18 protein-coding genes are annotated in these 19,124 nt (G+C 71.7%); 8 read left to right on the top strand and 10 right to left on the bottom strand.

The features are described 5' to 3' along the window. Positions 1-74: 74 nt before the first annotated feature. The 4 genes from ABD211_RS21250 to ABD211_RS21235 form a co-directional block, all read right to left on the bottom strand. Positions 75-1,535 (bottom strand): ATP-binding protein, encoded by a 1,461-nt coding sequence (locus ABD211_RS21250; protein WP_344134645.1) that lies wholly within the window; start codon positions 1,533-1,535, stop codon positions 75-77. 39 nt (positions 1,536-1,574) lie between these two features. Then, on the bottom strand, positions 1,575-2,318 hold the full coding sequence (pflA, locus tag ABD211_RS21245) for a pyruvate formate-lyase-activating protein (protein ID WP_344134643.1): 744 nt from the start codon (positions 2,316-2,318) through the stop codon (positions 1,575-1,577). Beyond that, the gene (pflB, locus tag ABD211_RS21240; protein WP_344134641.1) at positions 2,305-4,539 is read right to left on the bottom strand and encodes a formate C-acetyltransferase; all 2,235 of its coding nucleotides are present in this window, start codon (positions 4,537-4,539) and stop codon (positions 2,305-2,307) included. The genes pflA and pflB overlap by 14 nt, the downstream gene beginning before the upstream one ends. A gap of 73 nt (positions 4,540-4,612) precedes the next feature. Continuing rightward, positions 4,613-5,086, bottom strand: a complete 474-nt coding sequence (locus tag ABD211_RS21235; protein ID WP_344134639.1) for a universal stress protein — start codon at positions 5,084-5,086, stop codon at positions 4,613-4,615. Between the two features lie 327 nt (positions 5,087-5,413). On the opposite strand from ABD211_RS21235, the gene ABD211_RS21230 reads away from it, so the two are divergent. Continuing rightward, positions 5,414-5,920, top strand: a complete 507-nt coding sequence (locus ABD211_RS21230) for a DoxX family membrane protein (RefSeq protein ID WP_344134699.1) — start codon at positions 5,414-5,416, stop codon at positions 5,918-5,920. A 665-nt stretch (positions 5,921-6,585) separates the two neighbouring features. Here ABD211_RS21230 and ABD211_RS21225 read toward each other — a convergent pair. The 3 genes from ABD211_RS21225 to ABD211_RS21215 form a co-directional block, all read right to left on the bottom strand. Continuing rightward, positions 6,586-7,584, bottom strand: a complete 999-nt coding sequence (locus ABD211_RS21225) for an Acg family FMN-binding oxidoreductase (RefSeq protein ID WP_344134637.1) — start codon at positions 7,582-7,584, stop codon at positions 6,586-6,588. Between the two features lie 41 nt (positions 7,585-7,625). Then, positions 7,626-8,525 carry a universal stress protein gene (locus tag ABD211_RS21220; RefSeq protein WP_344134634.1) on the bottom strand — a complete coding sequence of 300 codons (900 nt, stop codon included), beginning with the start codon at positions 8,523-8,525 and terminating at the stop codon, positions 7,626-7,628. Between the two features lie 73 nt (positions 8,526-8,598). Then, complete coding sequence (locus tag ABD211_RS21215) at positions 8,599-10,302, bottom strand: GAF domain-containing sensor histidine kinase (protein ID WP_425560476.1); 1,704 nt, start codon at positions 10,300-10,302, stop codon at positions 8,599-8,601. 105 nt (positions 10,303-10,407) lie between these two features. Here ABD211_RS21215 and ABD211_RS21210 point away from each other — a divergent pair, with 105 nt between their 5' ends. Further along, a complete protein-coding gene (locus tag ABD211_RS21210; protein WP_344134631.1) occupies positions 10,408-10,998 on the top strand; it encodes a hypothetical protein in 591 nt (196 codons plus the stop codon). A gap of 38 nt (positions 10,999-11,036) precedes the next feature. Here the strand turns inward: ABD211_RS21210 and ABD211_RS21205 are convergent, their stop codons facing one another. Then, positions 11,037-11,888 (bottom strand): NAD-dependent epimerase/dehydratase family protein, encoded by an 852-nt coding sequence (locus ABD211_RS21205; RefSeq protein ID WP_344134628.1) that lies wholly within the window; start codon positions 11,886-11,888, stop codon positions 11,037-11,039. A gap of 73 nt (positions 11,889-11,961) precedes the next feature. Between ABD211_RS21205 and ABD211_RS21200 the strand changes: the two genes are divergently transcribed. Continuing rightward, positions 11,962-12,501, top strand: a complete 540-nt coding sequence (locus ABD211_RS21200) for a hypothetical protein (RefSeq protein ID WP_344134625.1) — start codon at positions 11,962-11,964, stop codon at positions 12,499-12,501. Here ABD211_RS21200 and ABD211_RS21195 read toward each other — a convergent pair. Then, positions 12,488-13,942 carry a serine/threonine-protein kinase gene (locus ABD211_RS21195; RefSeq protein ID WP_344134622.1) on the bottom strand — a complete coding sequence of 485 codons (1,455 nt, stop codon included), beginning with the start codon at positions 13,940-13,942 and terminating at the stop codon, positions 12,488-12,490. The two genes, ABD211_RS21200 and ABD211_RS21195, sit on opposite strands and share 14 nt — an antisense overlap. A gap of 105 nt (positions 13,943-14,047) precedes the next feature. On the opposite strand from ABD211_RS21195, the gene ABD211_RS21190 reads away from it, so the two are divergent. From ABD211_RS21190 to ABD211_RS21175, 4 genes are all read left to right on the top strand, one after another. Then, positions 14,048-14,521, top strand: coding sequence for a SigE family RNA polymerase sigma factor (locus tag ABD211_RS21190; protein WP_344134619.1), 474 nt, complete (start codon positions 14,048-14,050; stop codon positions 14,519-14,521). Further along, complete coding sequence (locus tag ABD211_RS21185) at positions 14,518-15,567, top strand: hypothetical protein (protein WP_344134616.1); 1,050 nt, start codon at positions 14,518-14,520, stop codon at positions 15,565-15,567. The genes ABD211_RS21190 and ABD211_RS21185 overlap by 4 nt, the downstream gene beginning before the upstream one ends. Before the next feature lie 75 nt (positions 15,568-15,642). Continuing rightward, positions 15,643-16,134 carry a SigE family RNA polymerase sigma factor gene (locus tag ABD211_RS21180; RefSeq protein WP_344134613.1) on the top strand — a complete coding sequence of 164 codons (492 nt, stop codon included), beginning with the start codon at positions 15,643-15,645 and terminating at the stop codon, positions 16,132-16,134. 73 nt (positions 16,135-16,207) lie between these two features. After that, positions 16,208-17,254, top strand: coding sequence for a hypothetical protein (locus tag ABD211_RS21175; RefSeq protein WP_344134610.1), 1,047 nt, complete (start codon positions 16,208-16,210; stop codon positions 17,252-17,254). Between the two features lie 47 nt (positions 17,255-17,301). Here the strand turns inward: ABD211_RS21175 and ABD211_RS21170 are convergent, their stop codons facing one another. Then, positions 17,302-18,036: a hypothetical protein gene (locus ABD211_RS21170; RefSeq protein WP_344134607.1), complete on the bottom strand. Its 735-nt coding sequence runs from the start codon at positions 18,034-18,036 to the stop codon at positions 17,302-17,304. Between the two features lie 104 nt (positions 18,037-18,140). Here ABD211_RS21170 and ABD211_RS21165 point away from each other — a divergent pair, with 104 nt between their 5' ends. Beyond that, positions 18,141-19,118, top strand: coding sequence for a GlxA family transcriptional regulator (locus ABD211_RS21165; RefSeq protein WP_344134604.1), 978 nt, complete (start codon positions 18,141-18,143; stop codon positions 19,116-19,118). Positions 19,119-19,124 lie beyond the last annotated feature (6 nt).

Below are 19,124 nucleotides of genomic sequence, written 5' to 3'. Positions count from 1 at the left end.
AGGCCGCGGCGATGCTAGCTCGGCCCCATCCGCCGCTCAAAGCGCGTAACACGTCGGCAAACCGCGCTGTTGCGCTAGTCACGCCGTGGGTCACGGAATGCTGACAACAGCTCGTCGGGCGCGACGGCCGGCACCTCGAGCCCGCCGGCCAGGCCGGCGCGGGCCACGACGAGCAGCGGCGTGGCGCCGTCCGCGCCGGGCAGCCGGGTCCGGTGCGTGAGCAGCCGGCCCAGGTCGTGAGCGTCGAACGGACGCTGTTCGAGCCATTTGACCGACCCCACGAGAGTGACGCGCCGCGCGACGGGCGCCCGGTCGGCGCCGACCAGATCGATCTCCGGGTCGTTGGTCCGGGTCCAGTAGCCGCCGACCACGGCCGTGTCGGCGGGCAGCCGCCCGACCGGCAGCCGGCGCAGCGCCTCCCGGACGACCGGCTCGATGGCCCGACCCCGCCAGGACGACCACTGCGTACGGATCCGGTCGAGCACCAGGTCGCCGCGCCCCCGGTCGATCTCCGCCAGGTGCGGCCCGAGCATGGCGAGCCAGAACCGCAGGTGCGGATCGGCGACGAGGTAGCGGGTCTCCCGCGACGGCTGGGTGGACAGCGGTGTCACGGCCTCCACCACACGCTTGGCGGTCAGGGTCTGCAGCGCCCGGTTCAGCGACGCCGCGCCGAGCCCGCCGGCCCCGCGCCCGATCGACGAGAAGGTGCGTTCGCCGGTGCCGATCGCGCCGAGCACGGCGCGGGCGTGCGAGTCCGGCGGGAACTCGGCCGCGAGGGCCCGCTCGCCGCTGACCAGCAGCGCGGACGTCGGGTCGGGCACCGCCTCGGCGAGGTAGTCCAGGGCCGGCCGGCCGGTGGGCCACTCGTCGAGGACCAGCGGCAGGCCGCCCGACACGAGGAACGCGTCGAACGCGTCGGCGGCCGGCAGGTCCAGCATCTCCGCGACGTCAGCCGGGTTGAGCGGCGGGACCACCATCTCGGTGGCCCGCTGGTGGAACGGGCGTCCGTACCCGTTGAGGGCCTCCATCATGGCCAGGTCCGAGCCGACGCAGATGAGCAGGACCGGTCGCCGCGAGAACTCGCGGTCGAAGATCTTCTGCAGCGTCCCCTCGAACCCCGCGTCGGTGGCGATCAGATAGGGCATCTCGTCCAGGACCACCACGCTCGGTCGGTCGGCCGGCAGGGCGGTGGCCAGCAGGCTCAGGGCGGCGTCCCAGGTCTGTGGTGCCTGGCCCGCGAAGGTCGCCGCCCCCGGCAGGTCCGATGCCTGCGCCGCCTCGGTGAACAGGCGCAGCTCGGCCTGCGCGGTCGGCTGCGCGGAGGCGGTGAAGTAGAGCGACGGCACGCCGGCCCGGTCGATGAACTCCTCCACCAGGCGCGACTTGCCGACGCGGCGACGGCCCCGCATGAGCACGGCCCGGCCGGGGCGACCGGCGCGGCCACCGTTCTCCACCCGCCCGAGCATCGCGGCGAGCGTGGCCAGCTCCCGCTGCCTGCCGACGAACCCGTCCACAAGCGCCCCCAAGACTTTCAACAGCGATAGTATCAGCCTTGATAGTATCGTGATTGAAAGCTATGCGACGAGGAGGCCGTGGGCGGCGAAACGGTCGCGGGTCCCCGCGATGAGCTCCTCGTCCGGCGGCTCGGTGTGCCGCAGCGGGAACTCGATGCCCAGCTCGGCGTACTTGGTGGCGCCCAGGCGGTGGAACGGCAGCACCTCGACGCGCTCGACGGTCGGCAGGCCGGCGACGAAGCCCGCCACCCCCTCGACCACCTCCGGCCCGTCGGTCAGCCCTGGGACCAGCACGAACCGGATCCACATCGGCATCCCCCGGTCCGCGAGCCGGCGCGCGAAGCGCAGCGTGGGCGCGAGCGGCCGGCCGGTCAGCTCGCGGTAGCGCGCCTCGCCCCACGACTTCACGTCCAGCAGAACCAGGTCGGTCGCGTCGAGCAGGGCGTCGTCGGCGCGGGCGCCGAGATAGCCGGACGTGTCGAGAGCGGTATGCAGACCGTTCTGCTTACACATACGCAGCAGCGCCCCGGCGAACCGTGGCTGGAGCAGCGGCTCCCCGCCGGTGACGGTCACCCCGCCGTTCGTCCCGATGAAGTCCTCGTACTGCTCGATCTCCGCCATCAGGTCGCCGACGGAGCGACGGGTGCCCGACCGCATCGTCTGGGTGTCCGGGCTGTGGCAGTACCTGCACTTCAACGGGCAGCCCGCGAGGAACGCCGCGAACCGGACCCCCGGCCCGTCCACCCCGATGGAGATGTCCCAGGAGTGGACGGAGCCGGTGACCTCCAGGTCAGAGGGCGCCATGGAAGGTCCGGTTGATGACGTCGCGCTGCTGCTCGGCAGTGAGCCGGACGAACGTCACCGCGTACCCGGAGACCCGGATGGTCAGCTGCGGGTAGTCCTCCGGATGGGCCATCGCGTCCTCGAGCGTGGCCTTGTCGAGGACGTTCACGTTGAGGTGGAACCCGCCCGAGCGGGCGTACCCGTCGAGCACCCCGACCAGGTTGGCGACCCGCTCGTCGCGGGTGTGCCCCAGCCCGTCCGGGGTCACGGTGGCGGTCAGCGAGATCCCGTCGCGGGCGCTGTCGTAGGGCAGCTTCGCCACCGACAGCGCGGCCGCCACCAGGCCGTGGTGGTCACGGCCGTTCATCGGGTTCGCACCCGGTGCGAACGGCTCGCCGGCGCGACGTCCGTCGGGCGTATTGCCCGTGTGGCGGCCGTAGACCACGTTGGAGGTGATGGTGAGTACGGACAGGGTCGGCTCCGCGCCACGGTAGGCGCGCTGGCGCTGGATGCGGTTCATCAGCGCCTCCACCAGCCACACCGCGATCCGGTCGACCCGGTCGTCGTTGTTGCCGAACGTCGGGAACTCCCCGTCGACCGCGTAGTCGGTGACCAGGCCCGTCTCGTCGCGCAGCACCTTGACCCGGGCGTACCGGATGGCCGACAGGCTGTCCACGGCCACCGACAGGCCGGCCAGGCCGGTCGCCAGGAACCGGTGCACCGGGTAGTCGTGCAGCGCCATCTCCAGACGCTCGTAGGCGTACTTGTCGTGCATGTAGTGGATGACGTTCAGGGCGTCCACGTACGTGCGGGCCAGCCAGTCCAGGGTGTGCTCGAAGGCCGTGACCACCTCGTCGTAGTCGAGGTACTCGCCCCCGACCGGCGGCGTGCGCGGGGCCACCTGCTCGCCGGTGAGCTCGTCGCGGCCGCCGTTGATGGCGTACAGGAGAGCCTTCGCGACGTTGGCCCGCGCGCCGAAGAACTGCATGTCGCGGCCGACCCGCATGGCCGACACGCAGCACGCGATCGCGGTGTCGTCGCTGAACCGCGGCCGGATCAGGTCGTCGGACTCGTACTGGATAGCGCTGGTGTCCAACGACACCTGGGCGCAGAAGTCCTTGAACCCCTGGGGCAGCTGCGGCGACCACAGCACGGTCAGGTTCGGCTCCGGCGCGGCGCCCAGGTTGTACAGGGTCTGCAGGAACCGGAAGCTCGTGCGGCTCACCAGCGTGCGGCCGTCGGCGCCCATGCCGCCCAGGCATTCGGTCACCCAGGTCGGGTCGCCGGAGAACAGCTCGTCGTACTCGGGGGTGCGCAGGAAGCGGATGATCCGCAGCTTGATGACGAAGTCGTCGACCAGCTCCTGCGCCTGCGCCTCGGTCAGCACGCCGTTGTCCAGGTCGCGCTCCAGGTAGACGTCGAGGAACGTGGAGACCCGGCCCAGCGACATGGCCGCGCCGTTCTGCTCCTTGGCCGCGCCGAGGTAGGCGAAGTAGAGCCACTGGATCGCCTCGCGGGCCGTCGTCGCGGGCCCTGAGATGTCGAAGCCGTACGACGCGGCCATCGTCTTCAGGTCGGCCAGCGCGCGCAGCTGCTCGGCGAGCTCCTCACGGTCGCGGATCACGTCCTCGACGGACGGTACGTCGTCGAGGCGGGCCCGGACCTCGCGCTTCTCGGCGATCAGGCGGTCCACGCCGTACAGGGCGACGCGGCGGTAATCGCCGATGATGCGGCCGCGCCCGTACGCGTCGGGCAGGCCCGTGATGATGTGCGACCTACGGGCCGCCAGGATCTCCGGCGTGTACGCGTCGAACACCCCCGCGTTGTGCGTCTTGCGGTGCTGGGTGAAGAACCCGCGCAGGATCGGGTCCAGGTCGTACCCGTAGGCCTTGAGGCTGGCCTCCACCATCCGCAGGCCGCCCGCGGGCATGATGGCCCGCTTCAGCGGCGCGTCCGTCTGCAGCCCGACGATCACCTCGTTGGCCTTGTCGATGTAGCCGGGCCCATGGGAGGTGATCGTCGACGGGGTGTACTTGTCGACGTCGTATACGCCGCGCGCCCGCTCCTCCGGGAACATCTCGCGCAGTCGGCGCCACAGCTCGGTCGTGCGCTCCGTGGGCCCGGCCAGGAACCCGGCGTCCCCCGCGTACGGACGGTGATTGGCCCGGATGAAGCCGGCCACGTCGATCGCGTCGCGCCAACCGGTCCCGGTGAAACCGCGCCAGGCGTTCGCTGTGTCCATGTTTCCTCCCTCACGCTCCTGTAGTCAGGGTCGTCTCGGGAGGAACGGCGCTGTAGGGGCGGAAGTCCCGCCCCTACCTGCTGGTCGTCCCCACCAGCTCGCGCGGGTGCGCCGGCTCCTCGCGCGGGATCGGGACCACCACCACCGGACACGTGGCCGCGCGTACGCACTCTTCAGAAACCGATCCGAGTACGGCCCGGAACAGGCGGTTGTGGCCGTGACTGCCGACCACCAGTAGATCCGCATCGGCCGCCGCTTTGGTGAGGACCCGCGCCGGCCGGCCCTCGACCGCCTCGAGCGCGAGCGGCACGGCTTCGTGTGTTTTTAGTGCGCGCACGGCGTCCGCAAGCGCCGCCTCGGCCTCCGCGCGCATCGCGTCGCGGCTCGGCCCGGACAGCAGCGCCGCCTCGGTGGGACCCCAGGTCCACGCGCTGACCGCCTGGACCGTGCCGCCCAGCCGGGCCGCCTGCTCGACCGCCCAGCGCAACGCCCGGCGGCCGCCCTCGGAGCCGTCGACGCCGGCGACAATCCGGTATGTGCTGCTCATCTGACCTGCTCCTTTCGGTCCTGGCGGGCGGGCGCGGAACGCCGCCCTGAACACGCCCCGCGCCCGCCGACCGCGCCGCGCCGGCCCTAACGATGCGATGTCGCGGTCACCCTCCAGTCAGCGCCTCCGCGCCGCGCTTCGTCAGGGCCGAAGGTCCCGGGTCGGGGCCGCGGATGGGCAGCCGCGCCGGGGTCGCACGGCACTACGCGGTCTGACGTTGCGGGAGTCAACTGAAGGTGTCACGGACAACGAAAGGATGTGACAGCAGTGACCGCGCTGCAGACCCCCCACATCGCGGTCGTCCACCGGACGACCGAGGCGGCCACGGTGAAGCCGGTCGCCGTCGAACGGAAGGCCACCCGGTTCGTCTTCGCGGGCCTCCGCATCGGCCTCGGCTGGATCTTCCTCTGGGCCTTCCTCGACAAGCTCTTCGGCCTCGGCCACGAGACCGCGGCGGCGAAGGCCTGGATCAACGGCGGCAGCCCGACCACGGGCTTCCTCAGCAAGGGCACGACCGGCCCGTTCGCCGACCTGTACCACGGCATCGCCGGCGCGGCCTGGGCCGACTGGCTGTTCATGGCCGGCCTGCTCGGCATCGGCGTCGCGCTCATCGCGGGCATCGGCCTACGCGTCGCGGCGGTCGCCGGCGGCCTCCTGATGGTTCTCATGTGGACCGCAGTCCTGCCGCCCGAGAACAACGTCTTCATGGACGACCACCTGATCTACGCCGGCGTCCTCGCGGCCCTGGCGCTGGTCAACGCAGGCGAGACGGTCGGCCTCGGCAAGCTGTGGGCCCGACTTCCCCTGGTGCAGCGGGCACCCTGGCTGAAGTAGCCACCGTCCGGGGGAAGGGGCGCGGCGCGAGCCGCGCCCCTTCCTGCCGCGCGCGGCTGGGTCCGTGCACGCCACGAACGCCTCGTGCCGAGACTGTTCGCGTTCCGCGCCGCCACATGCGCTCGCCTGGCGGGGTCGCGGGTCGCCGGGGTCGCCGGGGTCGCCAGGGTCGCCGGGGTCGCCGGGGTCGCCGGGGTCGCCGGGGTCGCCAACAGTGAACATGTGGCGAGGCTGGCAGCCCAGCACTCCGCCACATGTTCACATCTGGCGGGAGTCGGGCGGTGAGCGCTCGGCAGATGCGCACACTTGGCGAGTCCGGGAGAGCCGCAAGCCGCCAGATGTGAGCATCTGGCGAGGACAGAACGCCCCCGATCCGCCAGAAGTGAGCATGTGGCGGGTGGTGCCGGCGCTGACGTCGCCAACTGTGCGCATGTGGCGGCGCAGGGCGGTGGCGGCCTCGCCACATGTGCGCTTTAGCGGCCCCACGATCCCGCCCGCCCACAGATGTGCCCTTCTGGCGAGGCGTCGACCCCGGGAGCCGCCAAGAGTGTGCGCATGTGGCGGGCGGCGGCTGGCACCGGACTCCGGATGTCACCATGTGCCGAGGTAACGGTCGGGAGCAGGTCACCAGTGGTGGGTGGGCGGCCGGAGCGCGCGTGCTTCCGTCAGGCGGCGTCGGCGGTCAGGTGGGGGTGGGTCAGGTCCGTGAGGACCTCGGCGACCGGGCGGCGCGGGGTGGGGGTGCCGGGCACCCCGTACCCGGTGCGGAGCAGGATGCGGGGCGAGCCGCTGCGGCGCAGGCCCAGGCGGAGCTGCTCACGGATCGACGGCACGTCGATGGGCTGGGAGAACAGGGAGGTGCTCAGCCCGTTGCTGGTGGCGGTGAGCAGGACCCGCTGCAGGGCCTGCCCGGCGATCAGGTCGTCCGTCGGCAGTTCGCCGTGTCCGCCGAGCACCGCGACCAACGGGTCCGTCTCGAACGGGCGGGCGGCGGGCCGGGGCGGGCCGCCGAAGTCGCGGGTCACCAGCAGGTCGCCCGGGTCGGGTGCGGGGCCGCCGGCGCTGCTCGGCACGCCGTCGGCGTCGGTGTCGACCCGGCGGGTCCAGGTGGCCAGCTCGGCGCGGTACCCGTCGTCGTGGTTGAGGATGCCGTCGGCGACCCGGACCAGCTCCGCGACCATGTCCAGCGCGGGCGGGCCGATCATCAGGTCCAGCCAGGCGCCCTCCTCGCGGGCCGCCTGCACGAGCCGGGTACGCAGGTCGGGTGCCACGTACGTGGCGAGGAACGGCTGACGGTTGCTGTGCCGGCGGGCGATCGCGGCGTAGAGGGTCTCCTCGCGCCAGGTCGGGCGGGTGCGCCCGGTGAGGTGCACGCGCGCCAGCAGCGCCGGATCGTCCCGGTCCGGCAGCAGCTCACACGACAGAGCGTGGCCGAGGTGGGCGAGGCCCAGCCGCAGGTTGAGCAGGGCCGCGCCGCAGGACAGCCGCAGCGCGCGCCCGTCCGGGTCGCTCACCGGGAGCTGCCGCGCGGGGTCGGCGTACAGGTCGACCCCACTGTCCCGCAGCCGGAAGAGCCACGGCTGGGTGTTGTGAATCGACGGCGCCCGCACGGCCGCGCTGATGGCCGTGATCAGGTCCGACCGTTCCGCGACAGAAATGGTCATCCCCTCACGATCCCCCGCCGGCGGCCGGCTGGTCAGGGCCGTTAGACCTGCCCGGGCGGGACCGTACGCACGATCGCGACGGGGCACTCCGCGTGGTGCGTCAGCGCCTGGCTGACGGAGCCCAGGAGCAGCCCGGTGAACCCGCCCCGGCCGCGCGAGCCGACCACGACGAGGGACGCGTGCGCGCTGGTCTCGATCAGTTCCGCCTCCGCGTCGGCCCCGTGGGTGAGCCGGGTCTCGACGGCCACGTCCGGATACCGCGCCGACCAGCCGGCGACGGCCTCCGCGACGATCCGGCCGGCCTCCGCCTCCAGCTCGGCCGGGTCGACCTGCCACGGGTCGCCGGGCGTGATCCCGTCGAACGCGGGCGCCCACCACACGTGCTGCACGACGAGCGGCACCCGCCGGGAGGCCGCCTCGGCGAACGCGAACCCGACGGCGCCCTCGCTGACCGCCGACCCGTCGACGCCCACGACCACGGGCAGCCCGGGGTGGGGACGCTTGTCGGGGTCCGCGGGGCGGACGACGATCACGGGCCCGTACGCGTGGGCGCACAGTTGGGCGCCGACCGAGCCGAGCAGCAGCCCGGCGAAACCGCCCCGGCCGCGGCAGCCGACGATCACGACGTGGGCGGTGCGGCTGGCGTCGGCGAGGGCGCTGGCCGGGTGGCCGAGCTCGACCTTGGTGGTGACCGTGAGCCCGGGATGGTCGCTGCGCACCTCGGTGGCGATGTCGGTCATCATGTCCGTCAGCGAAGCCCGCCAGTCGTCGACGTTCATCGCGTACGGGATGAGGCCGGTCGCCCGCGTGGGCTGGAGGGCGTGCAGCAGGCACAGGGGCAGGCCCAGCCGGGCGGCGGTGTCGGCGGCCAGCGCGATGGCGGCTTCGCCGGACGGCCCGCCGTCGACGCCGACGACGACGCCGGTGAACGCTTCGGACATCACGTGCTCCTCTCGTGCGTCCCCTACCGTCGCAACGACCGGGCGGGCGGCACAGAGTCACAGGTCCCGAAATCTAGAGGGGCACCGACCAGCACAGGCTCGTCCCGTCGCCGGGCGCCGACGTCACCGTGAACTCGCCGCCGCGCCGCTCGGCGCGTTGGCGCAGGTTGTGCAGGCCGCTGCGCTCGTCCACCTCGGCGATGCCCACGCCGTCGTCGGTGACGGTGAGAACGGCGCGTCCCGGGCGTACATCGAGATGGATTTTCACGTGGCTGGCGCGGGCGTGTTTCACCGCGTTGGACAGCCCTTCGCGCAGCGCCGCGAGCAGATCGGGGCGCACCTCGTCGGGCACGGCGCTGTCGATCGGGCCGTCGAGCACCAGCTCGGGACGGAAGCCGAGGCCGGCCGCCGCCGAGTCGACCTGGGCGCGGACCTCGGCCCGCAGGTCGGCCGGGGCGGGCGAGCGCAGCTCGAAGATCGCGGACCGGATGTCGCGGATGGTGGTGTCCAGGTCGTCCACGGCGGCGCTGATCCGGGTGCCGACCTCGGGCCGGGCCAGCCGGGCCGCCGACTGCAGCTGCAGGCCCGTGGCGAACAGCCGCTGGATCACGACGTCGTGCAGGTCGCGGGCGATGCGTTCGCGGTCCTCCAGGACCACCAGCATCTCGCGCTCCTCGTGCGCCCGGGCCCGTTCCAGGGCCAGCGCGGCCTGGTCGGCGAACGTGACGAGCAGCGTCGGGTCGACCTCGGCGTCCAGGGCCGCGCCGCCGGGGGCGTGCGCGACGGCGAGGACGCCGAGCACGCTGCCGCCGACGGCCAACGGCGCGAGCAGCGCCTCGCCGCTCTGCACCGGCTCGGGCCACTCGGCGGCCTCGGCGAGGTTCGGCACGACCACGTGCCGGCGCCCGCCCAGGACCTCCTCGAAGACCGTCCCGGCCACGGTCAGCTCCGCGCCGGCCAGGTCGGCGTCGGCCGGATCCGCGACCTCGACGGTCAGCTCGTCGCCGTCGTCGTTCGCGAGCAGGATGAGCACCCGCTCGGCGCCGGAGACCTCCCGCGCGCGGCGGGCCACGAGGCGCAGCGCGTCCGTGCGGCGCACGTCGCCCAGGAGCAGGTTGGTGATCTCTGCAGTGGCCTCCAGCCAGCGCTGGCGCCGCCGGGTCGAGGCGTACAGGCGGGCGTTCTCGATCGCCACGCCGGCCGCCGCCGCGAGCGCGATGACGATCTGCTCGTCGTCCTCGGTGAACTCGTCGGCGTCGCGCTTCTCGGTCAGGTACAGGTTGCCGAACACCTGGTCGCGGATGCGCACGGGCACGCCCAGGAAGCTACGCATCACGGGATGATTCGGCGGGAAACCGTACGACATGGGGTGTTGGCTGATGTCCGCGAGCCGCACCGGCTTCGGGTCGGTGATCAACAATCCGAGTACGCCGCGACCGGTCGGCAGATCGCCGATGCGCTGGTGCTCCTCGGCCGTCACGCCGTCGGTGATGAACTCGACCAGCCTCCGGTCGGGCCCGATCACGCCCAGCGCCCCGTAGCGGGCGTCCACGAGCCGGCACGCGGCGATCGCGATGCGCTGCAGGGTGCTGCGCAGGTCGAGGTCGCTGCCGATGCCCACGACGGCCTCCAGCAGCGCGGACAGGCGCTCCCGGCCGGCCATCACCTCGCCGACGCGGGCGAGCAGCTCCTGGAGCAGTTCATCGAGGCGGACCCGGGAGAGCGCGCCGAACGGGGGCGCGTTCCAGAAGTCGTCGGGCTGAGCGGGTGCGGCCACGCCCGGATCATAGCGAGCGGCCGACGGGCGAGAGACGTGAGAACGTCAGAAGAAATCCAGATGGTGCGATGCGTCAATACACTGATCACCGAAAGGAGTCAGTGCATGCGCAGAGTCATCCGCGGGCTGATCGTCGTCCCCCTTGTCACGATCATTGTCAGTCTCTTCCACGCACCCGCCGCCCACGCCGGGATCTGGCAGTTGAACGACGGGTTCGAGTACAACCCCACCGCCACCTGGGCGTGTTGGCACACCATCGACGACCCCGAGTACGTCAACGGTTGCCGCCTCCCGTACCTCGACGCGCCCAACCCGCACGGCGGGACCACGACCTCGTGGATCCAGGGCCACTCCGGATGGTCCGACATCGGCCGGACCGTGAGCATCACCCCGTACAGGGCGGGCCGCACGATGACGTGCGCCGCCCAGATCTACGGCCGGATGATCACCGGCGGCACACAGCTGAACGGGCAGCTCCAGGTGATCGACTCGGCGACGTGGCGGTACACCTCCATCAAGAAGTTCACCCTCACCAAGGCCAACGATCTGCTGAAATGGCGGGCCATCACCACGGCGTCGTGGGTGCCGGCGGGCAAGGACGTGTACATCCGCATCGGCATCGACGGCGAGAACATCGATAACCAGGTGGACGCGCTCGAACTGGACGACCTCATCGTCCAGTGTCAGTACACCTGATACAGGTCCCGCGAGGCGCCCACCGGCGCCCCGCGGGTTCAGGCGGAGCGCCAGGAGTGGCGGGGCTCGTAGCCGAGCAGGCGGCGCGCCTTGTCGATGGACAGCAGCGTCTCGTGCGTGCCCAGCTCGCGGGTGACCGGGACGTCGGGGAACACGGTTCTGGCCAGCTCGGCGGTCGGCCGGCTCATCACCGTGTCGGCGTTGGCGATGAGGAAGATCTCCAGGCCCGTCGCGGCGTACTCCAATGACCTGCGGACGGCCTGGGCCCCGTCGCGGGCGTCGATGTACCCCCACAGGTTCCAGCGGCGCAGGGCCGGGTCGGCGTCGAACGCCGGGAAGCCCGCGTAGTCGTGCGGCTCCATCACGTTCGAGAAGCGCAGGCCGATCGCCTTGAGCCGCGGTTGCCAGCGGCAGAACTGCGCCGCGAGCTGCTCCTCCAGGTGCTTGGCCAGGGCGTACGACGTCTCGGGGCGGGCCGGGTAGTCCTCGTCCACCGGCAGGTACGGCGGCGGGGTGTCGAACGGCAGGCCGAGCAGCGTCTCGCTGGACGCCCAGACGAGGTTCGTGATCCCGGCCGCGCACGCGGCGGCGAACACGTTGTACGTCGCGGCGATGTTGTTGTGGAACGTCGCCGCGTTCGTCGCGACGCCCGGTCCGGGGATTGCCGCCAGGTGCACGACCGCGTCCACGCCCCGGTAGCGGCTGTCGATCGCGCCGAGCACCTCGACGACCTGCCCGTAGTCGGTCAGGTCCGCGCGGGTGTGCGGGCAGGTCGGCTCGCGCGGCGCCACGGCGTCGACATTCACCACGTCGTAGGAGTGCCCGACGAGTTCCGCGACGACCGCCCGCCCGAGCTTCCCGCTCCCACCCGTGACCACGACTCTGCTCATGGCCCGATCCTCCCCCACCTGGCCGCCGCATCAGGGACAGTTCAAAGATTCGAGTCGATGTAGGGTCGTCGGCATGCCGACCGCCCCCACCGCGCGACTCGCCCGTCGTCTGGCCGTCTGTCTCGTGGTCCTGGCGGCCGCGCTCGCGCCCGCCGCGCCCGCCGCCGCGGCCACCGGCTGCACCAGGACGTCCAACCACGCCGGCTACGCGACCTACAACTGCTACATGTACAAGACGTCCACGCACTCGTGGGACATGTGGCAGAACTCGACCAGGCTGCAGATCATCGACAACCTGAGCGGGGTTCTCTACGCGGGCACCAGCTGGTTCGTGTGCCAACGGACGTTCGGGGTCACGTTCCAGACCGGCAACGCGGTGAACAACTACTGGGCGTACACGTTGTCGGACACCGGCCGCTGGGGCTGGATCAACGCGATCTATATCTCCGGCGGCGACAACTACGGGCCTGTTCCGGGCCTGCCGAAGTGCGCGTCCGCGTTCGGCTCCACCAGCACGAACCCGCACACCGGCGGCGCGTACAACTACATCGACACGTCGCCCAACGACGCCGCGCTCACCACCGTCAAGTGGCCCCTCGTCATCTGGGGCTGACCTCGAACACCGCGCCGGGGGTCATGCCCAGACCGCCCAGGCAGTGCACCAGGATCGTGTACTCGTCGGCGGGGATCGGCACGGCGTCGCGGTTCCAGTCCTTGGTGACGGCGGGGTCGCGGCTGTGCTCCGCCATCGCTTTCGCCGAGCACACCGCCTGGATGTCGGCGCGCTCCATGAGGTGGCTGAGGTCGCGGTCGGTGCGCGCGTCGGCGGGCAGTTTGACGGCCGCGAACGTCTCCCAGTAGTGCGACTGGGTGCACGGCAGAGGGCGGGGCGGGGTGAGCTTGTCGCCGTGCTGCACGCTGCCGTGCCAGCACATCGGCTCATTGGGGCACAGCACGCCGCCGCACGCCACGAAACCGTCCGGGATCTCCGCCTTCCTGGCGCCGGTGCCATTGTTGGTGTTGGTGTTGGTGCCGCCGCCAGGGTCGGTGCCGCCGGGCAGCTTCTGCCACACGACGGAGCCGGCTCCGGCCAGCAGCACCGTGACGACCGCCGCCGCGATACCGATCACCAGTCCGCGCCGGCGGGGTGGTGCCGCCGGTCCCGGCTGGCCGACGCCCGGCACCACGATGCGACCCGAGGTCGGGGCGATCACCGCGCGGCCTGAGGTGGGATCGGCACCGGCAACGCCGCGTCGGCCCGTGGCGGCCGCGAGCTCGGCGGCCGACGCCCAGCGCAGCGACGGGTCGGGCGCCAGGGCCCGCTCGACCACCGCCACGACGTCCGGCGGGAACTCCGGGCCGAGCCGCGGGGGCGGCTGGTTCACCCGCTGCATGGCGACCGCGAACGGGTTGTCGCCGGCGAACGGACGCGTCCCGGTCAGGCACTCGTACGCCACGAGGCCCAGGGCGTACACGTCGCTGCGCGGCGAGGCGGCCTGACCCAGGACCTGCTCGGGCGCCAGGTAGGCCGGGGTGCCGAGGATCGCGCCCGAGGCGGTCAGCGCCGTGCCGGCCGTGCCCAGCGCGATGCCGAAGTCGGCCAGCACCAGCGACCCGTCGGGGCGCACCAGCAGGTTGCCGGGCTTCACGTCACGGTGCACGATGCCCCGGTCGTGCACCGCCTGCAGCGCCCGCGCCGCCTGCCCGACCAGGTCCATCGTGGCCTCGGGCGCGAGCCGGCCGACCCGCGCGAGGACCCGCGACAACGGCTCGCCCTGGACATACTCCATCACCAGGTACGCGCTGGTCGCGTCGCCGTAGAAGTCGTGGATCGCCACGACCCCGGAGTGCTGGACGCTGGCCATGGCCCGCGCCTCGGCGAGGAACCGGCGCAGGAAGTCCGGCTCGGCGAGCAGGGTCGGCAGGATCAGCTTCACCGCCACCGCGCGGCCGAGCAGCTCGTCCGTGGCGGCCCACACCTCACCCATACCGCCCGCGCCGAGCCGCTCACGCAGGACGTACCGATCCGCCAACACCGTCGCGCCAGAAGGCATGCGACGCACCTTATCGGCCTGGGGCGACATGGCCCGCGCCGGCGGGCAACCTCACCCACGGCCCGGCTCGTATCTCCGGCGACCGATTCCCAAAGGGAGACGCCCATGTCGAGACAGCGGGAGTTCGACGAGTTCGTGCTGACGCGGTCACCGCGGCTGTCACGGACCGCCTATCTGCTCACCCGTGACTGGGTCGCTGCCGAGGACCTGCTGCAGACCGCGCTCGCCAAAGCCTGGTTCGCCTGGCCCCGCATGAACGGCGACCCCGAACCCTACGTGCGCCGCATCCTCGCCAACACCTACGCGTCCCGGTGGCGACGACGATGGACCGGCGAGCACCCGAGGGCACAACTGCCCGACGGTGGCCGACAGCCGGCCGACGCACGCGACGAGTTGTGGCGCTCGCTGGGACGGCTGCCCAGGCGGCAACGCCTCGTGCTCGTCCTGCGCTACTTCGAGGACCTCAGCGAGAAGGAGGCCGCCGAGATCATGCGCTGCTCCGTCGGCAGGGTCCGGAGCCAGACCGCCAAGGCACTGGCCAAACTCAACCTCGACAGAACCCCCGGGGTGTACGCATGAACACACCGCTACGTGAGTTGTTCGAGGACCTGGCCGCCGCGCCGCCCACATCGATGCCACAGGCCGCCCGCCTCACCGACGTCCACCGCCGCATCTCGCGTACGCGCCGCCGGCGGGCGCTGGCCGCCACCGCGACGGTGACGGCCGTGGTGCTGGCGATCGGGGGCACGACCGCCGTCCTGCGTGACACCGCCGCGCCGCCGGTAACGCCGGCGGCGACGCCTACGCCGAGTCCATCGCCCTCCCTCAAGACAATCGGCGGAGTCCCCGAGTACGTGGCGGGCGTACGGATCTTCGCGGGGGCGACGGCGGAGTTCCCGGACAATACGGTCACCGTGCGGTTCACCCCGACGTCGAAGCGCCTGGCGATCGTCGTGCGCTGCAGCGACAACGCGATCAGAGGGGAGCTGTCCTATTCAGGCAAGGGCCCCAGGTTCGCCCATTGCGGGACGGTGAGCGCCGTCGACGATCTCTCGGAAGTCAATCTGGAGGTCGGCAAGCCAGCGACCGTGACCTTCACCGCCACCATGCTGCTCCGGCTAGCGGGCAGGCACCACGACTCGCTGCCGTTGCCGGCGCGGGGCGGTATCTCGCTGGCCGTGGGCGTGCCGGTCGCATTCGGGGACTTCCCGCTGCCGCCACGACCAGCCACCCTGCCCGCGTTGCCCGGGCCACCACCGGGGTGGTCGGTGGTGAAGACGGTCCGCAACGCGCCGGGCGACCCGCTGACCCCGGTCACGGTCGAACTTCCGTGGAAACCGCAGGACCTGAACTTCATCGTGCACCTGCAGACACCCGGCACGGTGCGGGTGTCGCTGACCGGCAAGGAGTTCCTCACCTGCGTGAAGTGGGACTTCGAGCCCGGAATGGCCGACCCGACGCAGCCCGACGTTCCCGACAGCTGCACGGAGGAACGCCTCCTCGGCCCAGCGGACAAACCGCGTTCCAACACACTGGCGATCACCGTGAGACCCGAGCATGTGACCGGCGACTGGGTCGTCTTCATCAGCTCGGACGCCTCGCTCGTGGGCGGACCTCATGGCTGATCGTCATTGCCGACGGGCAACCTCGCCCAGGGGCCGGCACGTACCTTGTTCAACCGATTCGCAGGGGAGGCGCGTGTGTCGAGACAGCACGAGTTCGACGAGTTCGTACTGACGCGGTCACCGCGGCTGCTCCGCACCGCCTACCTGCTCACCCGGGACTGGGCCAGTGCGGAGGACCTGCTGCAGACCGCGCTAGCCAAGGCCTGGTTCGCCTGGCCCCGCATGAACGGCGACCCCGAACCGTACGTGCGCCGCATCCTCGCCAACACCTACGCCTCCTGGTGGCGACGACGATGGAACGGCGAGCACCCGACCGCGGACCTGCCCGAAAGGCCACCACATCTCACCGAACCGCAGGCGGCCGTCGACGCCCGCGACGAACTGTGGCGCTCGCTGGGACGGCTACCCAAGCGGCAACGCCTCGTGCTGGTCCTCCGCTACTTCGAGGACCTCAGCGAACGGGAAACCGCCGAGATCATGCACTGCTCGGTGGGCACGATCAAGAGCCAGACCGCCAAAGCGCTGGCCAAACTCCGCCTCGACAAGACGTTGGGGGTGTACGCATGAGCGAGCGACAGCGAGCGAATCATCGGCACGGTTGGACCTCATGTCGACTCCGGAGCGCAGCGGAGGTGGCGGCATGAGCGAGCGTCTCCTGCGTGAAGTATTCGAGGACCACTCGGCCACGCCGCCGGCCTCGATGCCGCAGACGGTCCGGCTCACCGATGTTCACCGCCGGATCGCGCGCACGCGCCGCCGACGGACCTTGGCCGCGACCGCGACGGTAGCGGCCGCGATCCTCGCGATCGCGGGCGGCGCGGTGGCCCTGCGCGGTCCGTCCGCGCTACCGATGCCCCCGACGGCGACCACAGAGCCGAGCCCGTCGCCGACCGCGAAAACGTTCGCGGGCATTCCTGAGTACGTCGAAGGCGCCCGTGTGTTCGCAGCGGCCTCGGGCGAGTTGCCCACAACGTCGGTGAAGCTCCGATTCACCCCGACCTCGAAGCGCCTGGCCATCATTGTCCGGTGCAGTGTGCCCGGCATCGGGGCGGGGATTGAGCTGCCGAACAGCGCCGGCATCCTGGGCGTCGCCTGTGGCGCGGACGTCGTCCTCGACAACGTGAAGTACCACGGCATGAAGGTCGGCGAGCCGGTCACGCTCACGCTCAAGGTCGGCCCCACGAGCGAGCGCACGGAGACGACGATTCGCCAACTGCCGTTGCCGGAGAGCGGCACGTTTTCACTGGGTGTGGGCTTGCCGGTCGCGTTCGAGGACTTCCCGCTGCCGCCGCGTCCGGACACGCTGCCCGCCCTGCCCGGGGCGCGGCCGAACACGAAGGCGAAGGTGGTGAAGATCGTCCGCAACGACCCGGCGGACCCGCGGGCGCCGGTCACGGTCACGATTCCCTGGGCGGCGAACCTGAACTTCGACGTGCACCAGCAGACGCCCGGCACCGTGCACGTGTCGCTGGACGGCAAGGAGTTCATGGCCTGCGAGAAATGGGACTACGCGCCGAGATCGGCGCAGCTGACCGAGAAGGACTTCAGCGACGGTTGCGGCGAGGAGCGGGTCCTCGGCGACACGGACAAGCCCGGTCGCCCGGGCGACACCCTCACGGTGAGGGTGCGACCCGAGCACGTCACGGGCGACTGGGAGGTCATCATCCTGGACTTCGGCAACCCCTAGCCGGTTCCACCGCTCACTCCCAGTCAATCTTGGGACGAAACCCGTGGCTATCCGCGGATTTCGTCCCAAGATTGATTATGGAGATCGTTTCCGAGCGCCTCGGCGACCGCCCGCTCGTCATCGCTCAACCGCGCCGCCGTGAGGAGCACGCGAGCGCCCTCGTAGTCTCCCAGGCGCCCCGCGGCGAACGCCGCCGTTACGGCAGGCTGCGGACCATGGTGGTACGGGTTGTCCGCCTGTTCCCGCGCAGCCGCCAGCAGTCCTTCCGGTGACGCGGTCGTGGCCCAGAACGCCTCGACCCGATCGCGGACGACCGCCCAGATGGCGTTGATGTCGTCCGCGACGGCAACCGGACCGTTGGACGTGTGGACGCCGCCGTCGATCGGCCAGGGGTCGCGGCCGGGCTCGATCTCCCGACCGCACGTCCACAGCACGGCTGTTGCCTGCTTGAGGGTCCGCGCCCAGCGCACCTTCGGGGTGAGCGCCACCGGCACGTAGCTGGCCGATGTGCCCCAGGCGACCTGGACCGACCCGCCCTTCATCGACCGGAACCAGAGCACGCTCACGTGCTCGTGGTCGCGGCGGCGTGCCCACGTGCGCGGCCCGATCGCCGTCAGGCCCAGCCCGACCGGGTCGACAACGCTCGTGAGGATCTCGTACACCTGCGGCTTCGGTACCAGAGCGCGGCCGTAACGCTCGCGGCGCGCCGCGAAGTGGCGGAGCCGGCGGCGCTGTTCCATCGTCGGCGCCGTCACCCACTCCGCGAGAGCCTGGAGATCCACCGCGCCACTCTGACCTGACCAGCGCCCTGAGGACAAGGGGCCGTGGCCGAATCTGTGGGGTATTCGGCGTTGCTGCCATCGTGGCGGCGGCCAAGACTGGAGGCGTGGCAGCGCGGCAGGTGGTGGTCGTCGGGTACGACGGGGTGCAGGGGTTGGACCTGACCGGCCCTATGGACGTCTTCGCGGGCGCGCAGCAGTGGGTGGCCCGGACGGGGTCGGAGGACCGGGGCTACCGGGTCGTCGTCGCCAGCGTCGACGGGGCACCGTTCCGCACCACCGCGGGGCTGACCGTCCTGCCCGAGGTCACCCTCGACGAGGTCGCCGGGCCGATCGACACGCTCGTCGTGCCGGGCTCCGAAATCACCGTTGTCGAGGCGTACCCGGTGGAGCTTGTGGCCTGGCTCCGGCGGCGGGCGGGGCGCGCGCGGAGGGTGACCAGCGTGTGCACCGGCGCGTTCCTGCTGGCCGAGGCCGGGTTGCTGGACGGGCGGCGGGCGACGACCCACTGGGCGGCGGGCGACCGGATGGCGCGGCGGTATCCGGCGGTGACCGTCGAGACCGACCCGATCTACGTGCGGGACGGGGACGTGGTCACGTCGGCGGGCGTGACCGCCGGGATCGACCTGGCGCTCGCGCTCGTCGAGGACGACCTGGGCCGGGAGGCGGCGCTGACCATCGCCCGCTGGCTGGTGATGTTCCTGCACCGGCCCGGCAACCAGGCGCAGTTCAGCGCGCAGCTGGCCAGCCGGTACGCCGACCACGAGCCGATCCGGGACCTGCAGCACTGGCTGGGCGACAACTTCGGCGCGGAGCTGACGGTCGACGCGATGGCGCGGCGGGCGCGGATGAGTCCCCGGCACTTCGCGCGCACGTTCACCCACCAGGTGGGCGTGGCGCCCGGGCGGTACCTGCAGCAGGTGCGGCTGGAGGCGGCGCGGCGGCGGCTGGAGGAGTCGGACACGCCCGCCGAGCACGTGGCGGCCGCGTGCGGCTTCGGCAGCGCGGAGACGATGCGCCGCGTGTTTGTCCAGGTCCTGGGCATGCCGCCCGCCGAGTACCGGCGGCGGTTCCGAACCACGTGAGGAGAA

Source organism: Luedemannella flava (assembly GCF_039528515.1).
Taxonomy (GTDB): Bacteria; Actinomycetota; Actinomycetes; order Mycobacteriales; family Micromonosporaceae; genus Luedemannella; species Luedemannella flava.
The sequence above is the reverse complement of the archived record's forward strand: the minus strand, read 5'-3'. Positions and strand labels throughout refer to the sequence as shown.

What these genes read in the sequence shown, in the direction of transcription:
- ABD211_RS21185 (WP_344134616.1), top strand. Translation starts at nt 14,518, where the DNA reads ATGAACACACCGCTACGTGAGTTGTTCGAGGACCTGGCCGCCGCGCCG.
- ABD211_RS21190 (WP_344134619.1), top strand. Translation starts at nt 14,048, where the DNA reads ATGTCGAGACAGCGGGAGTTCGACGAGTTCGTGCTGACGCGGTCACCG.
- pflA (WP_344134643.1), bottom strand. Translation starts at nt 2,318, where the DNA reads ATGGCGCCCTCTGACCTGGAGGTCACCGGCTCCGTCCACTCCTGGGAC.
- ABD211_RS21220 (WP_344134634.1), bottom strand. Translation starts at nt 8,525, where the DNA reads ATGTCCGAAGCGTTCACCGGCGTCGTCGTCGGCGTCGACGGCGGGCCG.
- ABD211_RS21200 (WP_344134625.1), top strand. Translation starts at nt 11,962, where the DNA reads ATGCCGACCGCCCCCACCGCGCGACTCGCCCGTCGTCTGGCCGTCTGT.
- ABD211_RS21205 (WP_344134628.1), bottom strand. Translation starts at nt 11,888, where the DNA reads ATGAGCAGAGTCGTGGTCACGGGTGGGAGCGGGAAGCTCGGGCGGGCG.
- ABD211_RS21175 (WP_344134610.1), top strand. Translation starts at nt 16,208, where the DNA reads ATGAGCGAGCGTCTCCTGCGTGAAGTATTCGAGGACCACTCGGCCACG.
- ABD211_RS21210 (WP_344134631.1), top strand. Translation starts at nt 10,408, where the DNA reads ATGCGCAGAGTCATCCGCGGGCTGATCGTCGTCCCCCTTGTCACGATC.
- ABD211_RS21195 (WP_344134622.1), bottom strand. Translation starts at nt 13,942, where the DNA reads ATGCCTTCTGGCGCGACGGTGTTGGCGGATCGGTACGTCCTGCGTGAG.
- ABD211_RS21225 (WP_344134637.1), bottom strand. Translation starts at nt 7,584, where the DNA reads ATGACCATTTCTGTCGCGGAACGGTCGGACCTGATCACGGCCATCAGC.
- pflB (WP_344134641.1), bottom strand. Translation starts at nt 4,539, where the DNA reads ATGGACACAGCGAACGCCTGGCGCGGTTTCACCGGGACCGGTTGGCGC.
- ABD211_RS21235 (WP_344134639.1), bottom strand. Translation starts at nt 5,086, where the DNA reads ATGAGCAGCACATACCGGATTGTCGCCGGCGTCGACGGCTCCGAGGGC.